Source organism: Pontibacter qinzhouensis (assembly GCF_008017455.1).
In the GTDB taxonomy this organism is placed as follows: Bacteria; Bacteroidota; Bacteroidia; order Cytophagales; family Hymenobacteraceae; genus Pontibacter; species Pontibacter qinzhouensis.
In genome coordinates this window covers 21,284-37,684 of sequence record NZ_VRTY01000062.1, presented here as the reverse complement: position 1 = coordinate 37,684, position 16,401 = coordinate 21,284, and the positions used below count along the sequence as shown (strand labels likewise).

Sequence of the window (16,401 nt, the reverse complement as noted above, 5' to 3'; positions counted from 1 at the left end):
CAGCGCCTGATGGACCTGAACAAGCGCTACGAGTTAAGAGAAATAAACCTGGTGCGGAACATTCTAAAATTTGGCCTTGAAAAAGGGGAGTTCGCAAAATACGCTGCAGAAGATATAGACGTTATAGCCTTTGCTATGGTGTGCGCCTTTAGAGGGCTGGAGGTGGGCCTGCTGGTCGAGAACAAATTCGCAGATTTAGAAAGCAGGATGGAGGTAATTAATAATATTCTGATGCAGGGGCTAAAAGCGCAACAGAACGATTGAAATTTGTTTTAGGCTGATTGTTTCTATAACACAAAAAGCAAAATTGTAAAAGGGGGATCGCATTCCTTTTTATTTTGTTTTTTTAGTTCTTTTTGTTTCGAACTAAAAATTAGATGCTAAAAGATAACAATCTATTCTAAAAGAATTTAAATAAATTATTATCAAATTAAATTATACTAATTATCTTTATTATAGATAATTATATATTATATAAGACTTTTTTAACAGATGGGTAATATACTACGCAATAAAATCCTAGCCCGTGAAAAGAGTGCTGCCTACCAGGCAGGAGAGAGGGCAATGGCTCAGGGTGCCTATCCTTACTTCAGATCGATATCGTCTGCGCAGGATACTGAGGTAATTATTCAGGGGAAAAAAGTTCTCATGTTTGGCTCAAATGCCTATCTGGGTCTTACAAACCATCCGAAGGTGAAAGAAGCCGCCACCAAAGCCATAGAAGTGTATGGTACAGGCTGTGCCGGTTCCAGGTTCTTAAACGGCACCCTCGACATTCATATAGAACTCGAAAACAGGCTGGCAGACTATGTGAAAAAAGATGCGGCGCTGGTTTTCAGCACGGGCTTTCAGGTTAACCTGGGTGTTATTTCTAGCCTTACCGGCCGTAACGACTATATTTTGCTCGATGAGTATAACCACGCCTCTATAATAGACGGGAGCAGGCTCTCTTTCTCTAAAGTTATAAAGTACCGCCACAACGACATGCAGGACCTGGAACAGAAGCTGCGAAAATTGCCAGCCGATGCCATAAAGCTGATCGTGGTAGATGGCGTTTTCAGTATGGAAGGTGATATTGTGAAATTGCCGGAACTTGTGGCGCTGGCCGAGCTGTATGGCGGCAGCATTATGGTAGACGATGCGCATGGCCTGGGGGTGCTGGGCGATCAGGGTGCCGGAACAGCAGCCCACTTTAACTTAACCGACCAGGTAGACCTGATAATGGGCACTTTCAGTAAGTCGCTTGCCTCCTTGGGCGGCTTTATTGCCAGCGATTACGATACCATTAACTACCTGAAGCACCATGCCCGCTCGCTTATTTTCAGTGCCAGCATGTCGCCTTCCTCGGTGGCAAGCACTATTGCGGCACTAGATATTATACAATCGGAGCCGGAGCGCATAGAGCAGTTGTGGGCCAATACCCGCTATGCTACCCAACTCCTGCGCGAGGAGGGGCTGGATCTGGGGCCAACCGAAACCCCGATTATACCTATTTACATCCGCGACAACGATAAAACTTTTCAGGTAACCAAAATGCTGCAGGACAACGGCATTTTCGTGAACCCGGTGGTGGCACCTGCCGTGCCTGCCAACTCTACGCTCATCCGCCTGTCTGTTATGGCCACGCATACCTTCAGCCAGATCGAGGAAGCAGTAACTAAAATTGCCAGTGCCTTTAAATTGTGTGGAGTAGATACCAACGCAGCAGCATATGAAACAAATAGTGCCTGTTGAGACAAAGCAGCAGCTGGGAGCCTTTATCGACTTTCCGCATGAGTTGTACAAAAACGACCCGTACTACGTGCCGGAGCTTTTTATTGCACAGCGCGACCTGCTAACACCAGGCAAACATCCTTTTCATGAGCACTCATCGCTGCAGCTTTTCCTGGCTTATGATAACAGAGTGGTGGTAGGTCGGGTGGCGGCTATTATGAATAACAACCACAACGCCTTTAACCACACGCAAGATGGCTTCTTCGGTTTTTTCGATTGCATTAGCGATGGCGAAGTGGCAGACATGCTGTTTCAGAGGGTGCATGAGTGGCTGTTGGGTAAGGGCGCAAAAACCATGATCGGGCCGGTTAATTTTTCTACAAACGAAAGCTGCGGCCTGTTGATAGAAGGCTTCGACAGTTCGCCTATGGCCATGATGCCCTATAACTACAGGTACTACGTGCAGTTGCTGGAGCAACTCGGGTTTCAGAAAAAGGTAGACCTGCTGGCCTACCAGTTCCTGGCAGAAAACTTCAACGATAAGCCTTACAAGTTATCACAGGTTATCAGAAAAAGGCTGGAAAATAAGAGCATTACCATCAGGCCGATTAACCTGAAAAACTACAAAGAAGAAGCCGCTAATTTAAGAGAGATCTACAACTCTGCCTGGGATAAAAATCTGGGCTTCGTGCCCATGACCCCAAAGGAATTCGATTACCTGGCAAAAGACCTGAAACTGATCGTAGACCCGGATTTTTGCCTGGTAGCCGAGCACAACGGCAAAATGATCGGGTTCTCGCTGGCAATACCGGATATTAACCAGATTCAGAAAAAGATCAAGAAAGGCCGCTTGTTGCCAACAGGTATTTTTAAGCTGTTGCTGCTTCGCAAGAAAATTAACGCAGTGCGCATTCTGGCTCTGGGTGTTGTAGAAGGTTACCGCAAGCTGGGTATTGAGGCCGTGTTTTATGGCGCAGCCATGCAGAAGTACCGCGAGAAGCACATGCAGATGGCCGAAGCCTCCTGGATACTGGAGAACAACGTGCTCATGAACCAGGGCTTGCTCAACATGGCAGCCAAACCTTACAAAAGATACAGAATTTACGAGAAGGCGCTATGAAAGAACGTGTACTGATAACAGGAGCCAGTGGCTTTGTAGGCTACCACATAGTGGAGGCAGCCGTGCAGGCCGGGCTGGAGGTATTTGCCGCCATACGCCCCGGTAGTATGGTCGCTCACCTGTCACCCTTTGCCATTCAGTACACTACCCTCGATTATGCCAATGTGGCGAGCCTTCAAAAAGAGCTGGAAGAAAAGCAGTACACCTACATTATTCATGCAGCCGGCACCACCAAAGCCAAACTGGCGCAGGAGTACGAACGCATAAACGCCGACTTTACCAGAAACCTGGGTGTAGCGGCCGCAGCGGCTGCCATTCCGCTCAAAAAGTTCGTGTTCATCAGCAGCCTGGCAGCATTGGGTCCAACTGTTTACGAAGCACCTTTGCCTATTCAAGATCAGAGCAATGCTATGCCGGTAACCGCGTATGGCAGAAGCAAACTGGTAGCCGAAAAGTACCTGGCCGAAATAGAGGAACTGCCGCTGGTGGTGCTCCGACCCACTGCCGTGTATGGCCCGCGCGAGAAAGATATTTTTATTGTACTGAAAACGCTGAACCTGGGGCTGGAGCCCTACATCAGCAACAAGCCGCAGTGGCTCAGCTTTGTGTATGTAAAAGACCTGGCAAAAGCAGTTATGCAGGCCCTGGGAGCCGCCAAGAGCCATACCAGCTACAACGTGTCTGATGGGAACAGCTACGACCGTTATGCCCTGGCAACCATAACTAAGCGCATTCTGGGCAAAAAATCGGTGAAGGTGCATGTGCCGCTGGGCGTGATAACCCTGGTAGCCAACCTGCTGGAGGCTGCTTATGCCACATCTAGCAAAATGCCAGCCCTTAACAAAGAGAAACTCAGTGAGCTGGCAGCCGAGAACTGGAACTGCAGCATAGAGCGCATCAGGCAGGATCTTGGCTTTGTGCCGGAGTACGACCTTGAAAGAGGCCTTGCCCAGACGCTGCAGTGGTACAAAGACAACAAATGGCTTTAAAAGAATTTTAATAATTATTTGATACGAGGTAACATTATGGAATATCACGTGAAAAAAGCCGAGGGAAAACTCGGAATCCTGGTCCCAGGGCTGGGAGCAGTGGCAACTACATTTATAGCTGGTGTAGAGGCTATCAGAAAAGGATTTGCGCAACCAGTAGGGTCGCTTACTCAAATGGGCAACATCCGGTTAGGTAAACGAACCGAAAACCGCTATCCGCTTATAAAGGATTTCGTACCCCTGGCGAACCTGAACGACATCGTGTTCGGTGGCTGGGATGTGTATGAAGACAATGTATATGAAGCAGCTGTGAACGCCAAAGTGCTGGAGCCGGGCCTGCTTTTTGCAATTAAGCCCGAATTAGAGGCTATTAAGCCTATGAAAGCTGTATTTGACCACGCTTACGCTAAAAACCTGGTGGCTACCAATGTAAAGGATGCAGCTACTAAAACTGAGCTGGCCGAAGCACTGGTAAACGACATGCTCAACTTTAAAGAAGAAAACGGCTGCGATCGCCTGGTAGTTGTTTGGTGTGGTTCTACGGAAGTGTACACTGAGCCTAGCGAGGTACATGCCACCATCGAGAACTTTGAAGAAGGCCTGCGTAACAACGACCCGCGCATATCGCCGAGCATGATCTATGCTTATGCTGCTATTAAAAGCGGTATTCCGTTTGCCAACGGCGCTCCAAACCTGACAGTAGATATTCCGGCCCTGGTAGAGCTGGCTAAAATAAAAGGTGTCGCTATTTCTGGTAAAGATTTTAAAACCGGCCAGACACTCATGAAAACCATTCTGGCTCCTGGTCTGCAGGCAAGGGCACTGGGTATTAACGGTTGGTTCTCGTCTAATATTCTGGGTAACCGCGATGGCCTGGTGCTCGACGACCCTGACAACTTCAAGACAAAAGAAGTATCGAAGCTGGGGGTGCTGGAAGATATTCTGCGGCCCGAAGACAACCCGGAGCTCTACGGCGACATCTACCACAAAGTACGCATCAATTACTACCCACCTCACGGCGATAACAAAGAGAGCTGGGACAACATCGATATCTTTGGCTGGTTGGGTTACAAGATGCAGATCAAGATTAACTTCCTGTGCCGCGACTCTATTCTGGCTGCACCTATTGTGCTGGACCTGGCCTTGTTCACGGACCTGGCGCAACGTGCCGGCATGACGGGAATTCAGGAGTGGCTGTCGTTTTACTACAAGTCGCCGCAAACAGCGGAGGGGCTGCGTCCGGAGCACGACATCTTTAAACAGCTGATTAAACTGCAGAACACGCTCCGCCACATGATGGGCGAAGACCTGATTACGCACCTCGGCCTGGATTATTACCAGGATCTGGTAGAGGCAATTCAGTAACAAGAGTATGATTAGAGTACACAAACTAGTTTCCACCAGCCTGGGCATCGGGTACATAGGCAAGGGGGGAGGCACAGTAGCTGCTGTGGCCACCTGTATTTGCTGGTATTTTGTGTTCCGGGCTGGCGGAGGCCAGTTGGTGAGCTGGCAGCCACTTCTGTTGTTGGTTGTTACGGCGCTGGGCATCTGGTCTGCCGGAGCCGTGGAACCACTCTGGGGTAAAGACGATAAAAAAGTAGTGATAGACGAAGTGGCGGGCATGGGCATCAGCCTGTTGTTTCTGCCGGTTACGCTTGGCTATATTGTAGCAGCCTTGGTCCTGTTTCGTTTTTTTGATATTGCCAAACCGTTGCTAATCAGGCGACTGGAACGCGTAGAAGGTGGCTGGGGCGTAATGCTCGACGATGTGGTGGCAGGCGTTTACACCAACCTGTTGCTGCAACTTTACCTGTACCTAGCACCAACTGCTCTGTAGCATACATGTAAGCTTAGCTGTTGAAAATTGCCTGGAGTAGTAGCAAAATTGAAGTTGTGATAATAACTGTAGTGCCTTTATTTGAAAATAATCCTAGCTCCTGTACTACCTGAAATCCATAAAATTATGAAAAAGAATTATTTAAATAAAAATGGCCTTCCAAAGGAATTTTAGTAAAAAACATGCAAGGCTTTCAGGGTAAAAATTACCTTAGTAAGCTTACTTTCTACTTTTAAAGTGGCGCAGCTCTGTCAATTATTCTAATGAAAAGGGCCTTCCGAAGAGTTTTGGCTCAAAATTAGTCAAGGCTGTCGGCATAACTTAAAAGAACAGAAGAACAACGGGCTCCGCAAGAGCTCCCTCAAACAAGATGCTACCTTTAATAGCCAGGGCCAGTAACAGGCCTGTCGTTTTTTAGCCCACATGAGCCACTAGCGGAGCACCAGTTGCTCCCTCACTGCCTGATAATTAGAACCTGAACTACTAAGCCTCATTTCCGAATGTTTACCTTCCTAAAGGCGCAAACAGCCTCCCTTATTGCCTCTGCCATCGATTTTCTGGTTACGATAGTAGCCGTGGAGCTGGCAGGATGGTGGTATATGGCTGCCACCGCAATGGGTACCGTTACCGGTGGCCTCACGCATTTTCTGCTGGGCCGGAAATGGGTTTTTGCAGCCGGAGCCGGCAAAGTGCCGACGCAGCTCCTGAAATACTTTATCGTCTGGAACGGCAGTTTTCTGCTAAACACCGCTGGCGTGTATGTGCTTACACAGTTCGCCGGCCTGACTTACATTATTTCGAAAGTGGCTACCGCAGTGGCAGTCGGCTTTTTCTATAACTATACAATCCAAAAAAGTTATGTATTCAAGTAAGAATATATACACGTCTGATTTTAAATTAACAAAGTTAGTTTACCTGGCGCTTTGCCTCCTGTTAAGTGCAGTATCAGCCATGGCACAAATGCCGGGCACCTCCGTAAAAGGAACCGTAACAGATGCTCAATCAGGCGAAACTCTTATTGGGGTGTCGGTTTTCTTTCCGGGCACCAGCACTGGCACCAGCACCGACCTCGATGGTAATTTTGTGCTGCGCACAAACCAGCAGGTAGATAAAGTTACGTTCTCGTATGTTGGCTACAAATCGGTAACCATGCCGGTAAAGCCGGGGCAGGAGCAGGTAATTAACCTGAAGCTTGGTTCTGATGCCCGGCAACTGAAAGAGGTAGTGGTAACCGGCGACCGCCGAAAGGTGAAGTACAGCAACAAAAACAACCCCGCCGTAGACCTGATCAGGGAAATTGTGGCGCACCGGGAGCAGAACCGGCCGCAGCATTACGACTTTGTGCAGTACCAGCAGTACGAGAAAACGCAACTCTCGCTCACCAACACGCCAGAGAAATTTAAGCGGAACCCACTGCTGCGCCCCTACGGCTTTGTAACCGATAACCTCGACACAACCGTGGTGCAAGGCAAGGCGCTGCTGCCCTTTTTTATGCAGGAGGAGCTAACAGAGCATTACCTTCGCAAGAACCCCGAAACGCATAAAACCATTGTGCAGGCCGAAAAGAAAGTAGACTTCGGAGAGTTTGTGGATACCAAAGGAGTAGGCGCTTTTGTAAAAAATATTTACCAGGACATCGATATTTACCAGGATAATATTACCATTGTTACGAACCAGTTCCTGAGCCCGATCGCTAACCTGGCGCCCACGTTCTACAAGTACTGGCTAACTGATACTGTTACTACAGAAACCGGTCAGCAGCTGGCGGAGCTATCGTTTATTCCGCGTAACCCTACTTCGTTTCTGTTTACGGGCAAGCTGTTCGTAACCATAGATGGCAAGTATGCCGTGCAGCGGGCAGAGATGTTTGTAGACAAAACCGTGAGCATAAACTGGGTGAAAGACCTGCGCGTGAACCTCGATTTTGAACCCAACGGAGACGGGCGTTTCCATTTGAGCAAGAGCGAGCTGCAAGCCGACTTTGGCCTGACCCGAAACAGCGATGCCGGTTTTTACGGCGAACGCACTGTGTCGTACCGCGATTATAAGATAAATGAGCCTGCCCCGGACCCTACTTACGAAGGAGAGCGGGTAGTGCGGCAGGAGCAGGCAGCCAACCTGGCAGAGAGCTTTTGGGTGGCAAACCGGCACCAGGCGTTAACAGCAGTAGAGGCCAACACCTACACCAACATCGATAGCCTGACGAACCTGCGCTCCTTTAAACGAACCATGGACTGGGCCACAGCACTCGTTGCAGGTTATAAGCGGCTGGGGCCAAATGTAGAAATAGGTCCCCTCAATGCCTTTTACAGCTTTAACCCGGTGGAGGGTTTCAGGCTGCGGTTTGGCGGCAGAACCACTACTACCTTCAGCAAGAAAATAATGCTCGACACGTATGCTGCCTACGGGTTTAAAGACGAGAAATGGAAATATTACCTGGGTGGCACCTATTCCCTCACCAACCGGTCTATCTTTGAATTTCCGGTGCGGGCTATAAGGGCCAATTACCAGCGCGATACTAAAATTCCGGGCCAGGACCTGCAGTTTGTGCAGGAAGACAATTTCCTGCTCTCGTTTAAGCGCGGCAACAACGACAAGTGGCTCTACAACGAAACCTATAACATCGATTACCTGCACGAGTTCGAGAACCACTTCTCTTACCGCATCGGTTTCCGGAACTGGCGGCAGTCGCCGGCCGGTACGCTGCAGTACCAGCGGGTGGCCTCCACAGAAGACGGGGAAGAGAGCACGAGCCTGATGAACAACCTGACAACTTCGGAGGCACAACTGGAGCTGCGCTGGGCTCCGGGCGAGCAGTTTTTTCAGGGCAAGGTGTACCGTACGCCGGTCGCTAATCGTTATCCGGTGTTCACCTTGCGGGCATCTGCCGGTTTTAAAGACCTGTTTAACGGGCAGTACGATTACCAGCAGCTAAACCTGAATATATACAAGCGGGTGTTTCTGTCGCAGTTGGGTTACTCCGATGTGGTGCTGGAAGGTGGTTACCTGTTCGGGCAGGTGCCATTCCCGCTGCTGTCTATTCATAGGGCCAACCAAACGTACTCTTACCAGATTCAGTCTTACAACCTGATGAACTTTCTGGAGTTTGTGAGCGACCAGTATGCCAGCGTGAACATAGACCATTGCTTTAACGGGTTTATCTTTAACAAAATACCGCTGGTCAAGAAAACACGGCTGCGGGAGTTTGCTACTGTAAAGGTGTTGTACGGACAGGTGCGCGACGAAAACCTGCCTCAAAATAACCCGGAGCTACTGCAGTTCCCCGTAGATGCGGCAGGTGTTCCGATTACCTATACCCTCGAAAGAAAGCCTTATGTAGAGGCAAGTGTGGGGGTCGGCAATATTTTCAACTTTTTCAGGGTAGACGTTGTAAGACGATTTTCTTACCTGGAGCATCCGAATGTTTCTGAAATTGGTATAAGAGGCAGGTTCAAGTTTGATTTTTAGAACATTGGCAATAAAGGTATGAGCAAGCAAACACTACGCGATACACTGCAATTGGGAATTTACAAGGTAATTAACCCGATTGTGCGGTTCCTGATCCGCATTGGTTTTACGCCCAATGCTGTTACCACTACAGGGCTTATCCTGAACATGGGTGTGGCGGCTGTGTTCATAATAGGTGGCGAGCGAACCAACCGTGGTGAGCTGGAATATGTGGGCTGGGCCGGGGCGCTGGTGTTGTTTGCCGGTCTTTTCGATATGCTCGACGGGCAGGTGGCGCGCCTGGGCAACATGAAATCGACGTTCGGGGCCATGTACGACTCCGTGCTGGACCGCTACAGCGAAATGATCATGTTTATGGGTATCTGCTATTACCTTATTGCCCACCATTACTTGCTTAGTTCGCTGTTCGCGTTTGTGGCCCTTATCGGTTCTATGATGGTGAGCTACACCCGGGCGCGTGCCGAAGGTTTAGGCGTAGAGTGCAAAGGCGGCCTGATGCAACGGCCGGAGCGGGTGGTGCTGATAGGCATCTCCGGCATTGCCTGCGGCATTACCTACGGTATTATAGGTCCAGACTACAAAGCGTATTTCCCAGGAACGAACTTCCAGGTGTTCGAAACCATGTCGGTGTTTACCATACCGATAGCTATTATGGCTGTTATGACCAACATTACTGCCATAAACAGGTTACGTGATTCAAAAAAAGCAATCGAGCAAAAGGAGCTCGCTATTTCCGGAAAGTGAAAAACAGAAGTGTAAAATTGGTGCTGGTGCTGGTGCTGGTGTTGGTGCTGGCCTTTATCAGTTTAGCAAGGTTACAGGCAGCGCCTGCCTCCCCTGAAATACCACAGGACACATTGCCGGTTCCGAAGGTAAAAAACATGCTCTATTATGTGCAGCGCGACCCCAACGCCAATACCGTAGTGTATGAGCTGAACCAGTCTGCCAAAGGTGTGCTGAACGAGGAGGAGCCCGTGCATGTGTTCTGGATTAGATACGCCGAAGGAGGAGAGCGAAAAGAACTGAATTATGTGCAAAAAAAGTTCGCCTATGGCTTGAACACTAAAAAATTAGCGAAGGACAACTACGAGCTCAAATTTGTATGTTATAACAAGCTTGCGCTTCACCTCCGGAAGGCTAAAGATGGCAACTACCATGTGTATGCCAAAATAAACGGGCAGGAGGCTGTGCTGGAGCGCGTGTTTGTACGTGTAGAAGGAGGTACCTTCTGGGTGCCGAACGTTCTATATGTAGAACTGCGTGGCAAAAATGCAGCCACAGGCAAACCAGTAACCGAACGCTTTAAACCTTGACGTTGAACTTCCTGTTGCTGACTAACAGAACATTTAAATGTGCACTTAAGTCAGCCATTTAACCATCACGCAACTCAACAATATAACTACCAACTAATTATTCTAATGAAAATGCCCTTCCGAACTTTTCTGAAGCATTTTGCGCCAAGGCTTGCTAACCTGGTTTAACAACTCCTTTTTGCCACAACTGAACTTTCTGTGAGTAAGCTAACTAGCTTACCGATAGCAGCAATACCTGTCTGCGCCGCTTAGTTGTATAACCTGCCGCTATAGCAGTGCCTGATTCTTGTATCCGTCCTATTTATTAACCTCAATTTTTAAAACTAAACGAATGAAAGATAAGTATTTGCCATCCAGCTATCTGGAGATAAGTGTATTGATTTTTGTAGCACTCTGTGTTGTTTTTGGCGTTACCGAATCGCGTGTTAACATAGAGTGGTTTGAGCAGGTATACGTGGTAGAAGATGGCTTTATAGAGTGGCTGACGGTGCTGGCGTTAGTGGCAGTAAGTGGCAGTATGTTTTACAGGTACTTCCGGCTTTCTAACCACAAACCCAGGTTATTCAGGCTCACGCTGCTCCTGATCGGGGTGCTGGCTCTGTTTGGCGCAGGCGAGGAAATTAGCTGGGGGCAACGCATTTTTAACATCGAAAGCACTGCGTTTTTTAACGCCCATAACTCCCAGCAAGAAACCAACCTGCATAACATGGTGGTAAACGGCACCAAGATAAACAAGCTCGTGTTTTCAAAACTGCTGATGGTTGCCATCCTGCTGTACCTGATCGCGTTCCCGATCGCTTATAGCCAGTCGGCTGCCCTAAAAAACTTTACCGATAAAGTGGCGGGAGTGGCAGTACCGAAGCTCTACCAGGTGTTTTTCTTCTTGGTTTTTCTAGGCTTGGCGTGGTTGTGCCCATCCGGCAAAAGAGCCGAGCTGATAGAGTTCAGCAGCTGCACCATGTTCCTGCTGATTTTTCTGTACCCGCTAAACAACCTTATTTATGAGGAAAAGGAGAAGAGGCAGCCCGCTTTTGTGCCAGACCTAAAAGAGAACAATACTTTTGCAAGCTGCAGGAGAGGAAAATAACAGGAGTAGTTGCTGTAGCAGATTAAAAATGTGTAACACTTAACTCAGAAAGAAACATGAAAAAGAACTATGTCTCTAACTCAGAAGAGTCTGTCAGGATGTTTAAGCATAACTGGATGGAGGCGCTCTCGAAAGTGCACTTTTCGGTGCCACTCTTTATTTATGTGCCGTTTATTTTGTTTCTGTGCTGGCAGGCAATGGCGGTGCAGCATTTAAGTTGGATTGCTTTTGCCGGCTATGCGCTGCTCGGTTTGCTCGTCTGGACGCTGGCAGAATATGTGTTGCATCGCTTTGTATTCCATTTTGTGCCTTCCTCCAAATGGGGGCTGCGGCTGCACTTTATTTTCCATGGCGTGCACCACGATTACCCAAACGACACCAAACGGCTGGTGATGCCTCCTTCGGCCAGCATTCCGATGGCCGCTACACTGTACCTGCTGTTTTCGCTGGTGCTATCTGGTGGGGCGCTGCAGGCTTTTTTTGCGGCTTTTCTGGCTGGCTATTTATTTTATGATATTTCGCACTATGCGTTGCACCACTTCCAATTTAAAAGTAACTTCTGGAAGAAATTAAAGAAACACCACATGCTGCACCACTACGCCGATGCCAACAAGGGCTATGGCGTAAGTTCGGCTTTGTGGGATAAAGTTTTTGGGTCTGATTTTGAAAAGAAATAATATGCCTGCTACAACCACGCTGGTAGAGGAGCAAAAAGGAATAACAGTTAAAAGTGTGCTGGTGCTGGCGGGAATGTCGGTGAGTTACCTGCTGCTGTCATATGTGCTGGTGGGCTTCAAAACCGATCAACTGGTGCTGGTGGGGCTGGCCAGCGTCCTGTTTTTTCTTTCGCCGATTACGCGTAAGCTGCTTATCGGCTTCTCCTCATTCATTGTGTTCTGGGTGCTGTTCGATTACATGAAAGCCTTTCCGAACTACTGGTTTAATGCAGTGCACATCGAGAGCCTGTACAATGCAGAGAAAGCCATTTTCGGTATCGGGAGTGGCACGCTGCGGCTAACCCCGAACGAGTACTGGCTGCTGCACAGCCATACGTTTTTAGATGTTATGAGCGGGCTCTTCTACCTGACCTGGGTTCCGGTGCCGCTGGGTTTTGCCGTGTTTCTGTTTTTCAGGAATAGGAGGCAGTTCGTTTATTTTTCACTCACTTTTCTGCTTATAAACCTGCTGGGCTTTGTCGTGTATTACCTGTACCCGGCTGCTCCACCCTGGTATGTGCAGCAATTTGGTTTCGAGTTTGTGGCAGCTACTCCCGGTAACACGGCAGGCTTATCGCGGTTCGATGTTTTTTTCGGTGTAGAGATTTTTCAGGGTTTGTATGCCAAAAGCTCGAATGTGTTTGCCGCTATGCCCTCGTTGCACTCCTCGTACCCGCTGCTGGTGCTGTACTATGCGCTCAAAAACCGATTAGGACTGTTGATGAAAAGTGTGTTTAGTATTATTACCGTGGGTATTTGGTTTGCTGCCGTATATAGTTCGCACCACTATGTGGTCGATGTGCTGGCCGGCATTGCCTGCGCCAGCTGTGGCATTTTGCTATTTAATTTTTTGGCAGGCAGGCCGGGAGCCACAAAAAAGGCAGTAGATAAGTTTGTCGCAGTTATTTCCTGATTTTTTTTGCTCCCGTACAAACTCGTGCTTATTAAATTAAAAATTATGGTGGCGTGAGCGTTCTCATTCGTGCTGATTATTTAGCCTTTGTTATTTCATAAGACCTCTCATTAACTGACCTTAATGTCTTTATACTGTATGATACACGCTGTCAAGGGGCGGTATACTGAGGTGTAAAGCGAAGCAGTGAGCTGTGTTAACAATCTTCTTTTCCAGGTGCCGCTCTTAAAACATGCAAGGGTTAACTGCCTGTGTGCAACATCCTGCCGGTTATGGCCCGAATAAAATCCCCTTATAACCTTATTTAATAAGAACCTGACGTTGCTATTTCCAAAGCAACTGCTCTGCTTGTGCGCGTTTTTGCGGTTTTTTACATTTTTGTTCAGGTTTATTTGGCTTAAATAGACATATTCTGTATCTTTTTGAGCTTATTTTAACTGAGTAAGTGCTGCTATTGCGCTTTTTTGCAGCTAACTCAGGTGTACGGTTGTAGTTATTGTTAAACAGGCGGTAAGCTTAGGGCCGATAACAGTAGTTGCGCACCAATTTTCACATGAGCTACTTTTGCCGATTTAAGATAACAGGTGCTTAGAGGAATAAGCCTTGGCCTGAAAAGCACTTAAAAGCTTCCGGAGGCCATTTTCATTAGAATAATTTAAGCCGGGAGTACCTGCGTCAGGAGCGAGAAAATATAATTTAAACCGAACAGACATGCCACGATATTGCTTTGCATTAGACCTTAAAGATGATCCTGCTTTAATAGCAGAGTACGAAGAGCATCACAAAAAAATCTGGCCCGAAATAGAGCAGAGCATCACCGCAGCAGGAGTAACGAACATGCAAATTTACCGATGGGCAAACCGCTTGTTTATGGTAATGGAGGTGAACGAGGAATTTAGTTTTGAGAAGAAGAATGAAATGGATACCGCCAACCCAAAAGTGCAGGAATGGGAAACGCTGATGTGGAAATACCAGCAGGCGCTGCCAGGCACCAAGCAAGGAGAAAAATGGCAGCCGATGCAGGAGATATTTTCTTTGTGAAAAGCCGGTGCCTGTCACTCTCTTTGCTTCTGCGCTCAGCACCAGGAGCATACATGAAAAAGCTGTAAACAAGCTTCTTGCCGTTGGAGCCGGGGCAGCAAGTGCAGGGCAATCAGCAGAAGAAAAAAACGACCTATTTACGAAAACGTTTTCGCAAATTTTCTGCTTCAGGTAAGCCTGAAAGGCGAAGAAAAATAGTCACCTTTAACTAACGATCAGTTGTGAGTTTTGTAAATTAACTAAAACGATTAAGTTTTTTGAATTTTCAGACCATAAAACTATTCCGCAGCTACACTAGTTACCTAACCCTCACCTTATGACCTCCACTTTTTCTACGCTAGATTATGTTATTTTCATTTTATATGCATTGGTAATCGTCACGATTGGGCTATGGGTATCCAGAACAAAAAAGGGGGTGCAGAAAACGGCACAAGAGTATTTCCTGGCTGATAAATCGCTGACGTGGTGGGCCATTGGAGCCTCGCTTATTGCTGCCAATATTTCTGCAGAGCACTTTATTGCCATGTCGGGTTCTGGCTTTGCCATTGGGCTTGGCATAGCTGCCTACGAATGGGTAGCAGCCATTGCACTCATTATTGTGGCAAAATATTTCTTACCCGTTTTCATTGATAAAGGCATTTATACCATGCCGCAGTTCCTGAAGCTGCGCTACAACAAAGGCGTTAGCACCGCTTTTGCTGTTTTCTGGCTTTTGGTGTACGTGTTTGTAAACCTAACTTCGGTGAGTTACCTGGGTGCACTTGCCCTCGAGAAAATAATGGATGTGCCGCTGGTTTATGGCATCATAGGCTTATTGGTGTTTTCAGGTATCTATTCTATATATGGTGGTATGGTAGCTGTAGCCTGGACAGATGTGGTGCAGGTTATTTTTTTAGTAGGAGGCGGGTTGGTTACCACCTTTGTTGCGCTGGATGTTGTAGGCGGCGGTGAGGGTGTGTTTGCCGGTTTTGCGAATATTTATGAACGCGCCAGAGACCATTTTGTAATGGTGATACCACAGGGGCAGATCAGCGTGCCAGATGGAGCCGGGGGCACAAAAGATGCCTTCCAGGATTTGCCGGGCCTCGCTGTGATACTAGGTAGCATGTGGCTTACCAACCTTGGCTTCTGGGGCTTCAACCAGTTTATTATTCAAAAAGGACTGGCAGCCAAAAGCATTAACGAAGCCAAAAGAGGACTCCTGTTTGCCGGCTACCTCAAAATTCTGATTCCGCTTATAGTGGTTATTCCGGGTATTACGGCACATGTGCTCTTTAACGACTTCAGCGCAGAAGAGCTTTCTACCCTTTTAGGTAGACCCCTGGATGTGATCGGTACCATCGGTAAATCGGATGAGGCGTACCCCTGGCTGCTGAAGAACTTTGTGCCATCGGGGGTGCGGGGGCTTGCCTTTGCCGCCTTAGCCGCAGCTGTTGTGTCTTCGTTAGCCTCCATCATCAACAGTACCTCCACCATCTTCACCATGGATATTTACAAGGGCTTTTTTAAACCCCAGGCTAGTAACCGCGAGTTGGTGGGAGTAGGCAGGCTGGTGGCTGTACTGGCCTTAACCATTGCCGCTATTGTGGCCCCGCAACTGCAGACGCTGGACCAGGTGTATCAGTACATTCAGGAGTACACAGGTTATATTTACCCAGGCACCATTGTAGTGTTCGCCATGGGCCTGTTCTGGAAACAGATGACCCAAAACGCCGCTCTCTGGACTGCTATCGTTACCATTCCGGCAGGTATTCTTATTAAGATTCTTTACCCCGACATGCCGTTTATTTTGCGCATAGGCTATGTGTTTATCTTTTTATGTGTGCTGGCTTCTGCTATCAGCTTTGCTGAAAAAGGCGAGAAAGTGGATTTTCCGAGGCCTGCAGGCAACAGGACCACGTTTTTGCTGAGCAGTAGTTACCTTTTTATGGTACTGGGGCTTGTTTGCCTGTTGCTTGGGGTTATTTATTCAGAAGAGTACAGCTACCTGGGAGTAGAGTCTATTTATACCCTGGCCACACTTTTTATCATGTTAGGAATCATCATCTATACAAACACAAAAATGGGAGTTGCTGATAAAAAGGCCATTGTGTCGGAGCAGGTGCTGTTTAGTACTGGCTCTGGTTTTAACATAGCGGCTGCCGGTATTATAGCTATTATCAGCATTCTATATTATTTCTTTTGGTAAAAGTGCAGTCCGT

Annotated in this window: 15 protein-coding genes; all 15 read left to right on the top strand. The window is 47.9% G+C overall.

Annotated features, from left to right (window positions below; genetic code table 11):
* Positions 1 to 264: hypothetical protein (locus FVR03_RS24460; protein ID WP_439651049.1), on the top strand; the 264-nt coding region annotated here is incomplete at its 5' end.
* A gap of 228 nt (positions 265 to 492) precedes the next feature.
* Positions 493 to 1,734: a serine palmitoyltransferase gene (gene spt, locus FVR03_RS15640; protein ID WP_147922702.1), complete on the top strand. Its 1,242-nt coding sequence runs from the start codon at positions 493 to 495 to the stop codon at positions 1,732 to 1,734.
* The gene (locus FVR03_RS15635) at positions 1,712 to 2,833 is read left to right on the top strand and encodes a GNAT family N-acetyltransferase (RefSeq protein WP_147922701.1); all 1,122 of its coding nucleotides are present in this window, start codon (positions 1,712 to 1,714) and stop codon (positions 2,831 to 2,833) included. The genes spt and FVR03_RS15635 overlap by 23 nt, the downstream gene beginning before the upstream one ends.
* A complete protein-coding gene (locus tag FVR03_RS15630; protein ID WP_147922700.1) occupies positions 2,830 to 3,822 on the top strand; it encodes an NAD-dependent epimerase/dehydratase family protein in 993 nt (330 codons plus the stop codon). The genes FVR03_RS15635 and FVR03_RS15630 overlap by 4 nt, the downstream gene beginning before the upstream one ends.
* 36 nt (positions 3,823 to 3,858) lie before the next feature.
* Positions 3,859 to 5,187, top strand: a complete 1,329-nt coding sequence (locus FVR03_RS15625; protein WP_147922699.1) for an inositol-3-phosphate synthase — start codon at positions 3,859 to 3,861, stop codon at positions 5,185 to 5,187.
* 7 nt (positions 5,188 to 5,194) lie between these two features.
* Positions 5,195 to 5,662, top strand: coding sequence for a phosphatidylglycerophosphatase A family protein (locus tag FVR03_RS15620; RefSeq protein WP_147922698.1), 468 nt, complete (start codon positions 5,195 to 5,197; stop codon positions 5,660 to 5,662).
* A 500-nt stretch (positions 5,663 to 6,162) separates the two neighbouring features.
* The gene (locus FVR03_RS15615; protein WP_147922697.1) at positions 6,163 to 6,534 is read left to right on the top strand and encodes a GtrA family protein; all 372 of its coding nucleotides are present in this window, start codon (positions 6,163 to 6,165) and stop codon (positions 6,532 to 6,534) included.
* Between the two features lie 79 nt (positions 6,535 to 6,613).
* Entirely contained in the window at positions 6,614 to 9,130 is a 2,517-nt protein-coding gene (locus FVR03_RS15610) for a DUF5686 and carboxypeptidase-like regulatory domain-containing protein (protein WP_255474242.1), read from the top strand.
* Between the two features lie 18 nt (positions 9,131 to 9,148).
* Positions 9,149 to 9,874, top strand: coding sequence for a CDP-alcohol phosphatidyltransferase family protein (locus tag FVR03_RS15605; RefSeq protein WP_147922695.1), 726 nt, complete (start codon positions 9,149 to 9,151; stop codon positions 9,872 to 9,874).
* Positions 9,871 to 10,443, top strand: a complete 573-nt coding sequence (locus FVR03_RS15600; RefSeq protein ID WP_255474241.1) for a DUF4833 domain-containing protein — start codon at positions 9,871 to 9,873, stop codon at positions 10,441 to 10,443. Before FVR03_RS15605 ends, FVR03_RS15600 begins: the two co-directional genes overlap by 4 nt.
* Positions 10,444 to 10,774: 331 nt before the next feature.
* Complete coding sequence (locus FVR03_RS15595; protein ID WP_147922694.1) at positions 10,775 to 11,530, top strand: hypothetical protein; 756 nt, start codon at positions 10,775 to 10,777, stop codon at positions 11,528 to 11,530.
* Positions 11,531 to 11,586: 56 nt separating this feature from the next.
* Positions 11,587 to 12,207: a sterol desaturase family protein gene (locus tag FVR03_RS15590; protein ID WP_147922693.1), complete on the top strand. Its 621-nt coding sequence runs from the start codon at positions 11,587 to 11,589 to the stop codon at positions 12,205 to 12,207.
* Between the two features lies 1 nt (position 12,208).
* Positions 12,209 to 13,159, top strand: coding sequence for a phosphatase PAP2 family protein (locus FVR03_RS15585; RefSeq protein WP_147922692.1), 951 nt, complete (start codon positions 12,209 to 12,211; stop codon positions 13,157 to 13,159).
* Positions 13,160 to 13,870: 711 nt separating this feature from the next.
* Positions 13,871 to 14,200: an L-rhamnose mutarotase gene (locus FVR03_RS15580; protein ID WP_147922691.1), complete on the top strand. Its 330-nt coding sequence runs from the start codon at positions 13,871 to 13,873 to the stop codon at positions 14,198 to 14,200.
* A 316-nt stretch (positions 14,201 to 14,516) separates the two neighbouring features.
* The gene (locus tag FVR03_RS15575; protein ID WP_147922690.1) at positions 14,517 to 16,388 is read left to right on the top strand and encodes a sodium:solute symporter family transporter; all 1,872 of its coding nucleotides are present in this window, start codon (positions 14,517 to 14,519) and stop codon (positions 16,386 to 16,388) included.
* Positions 16,389 to 16,401: the final 13 nt, after the last annotated feature.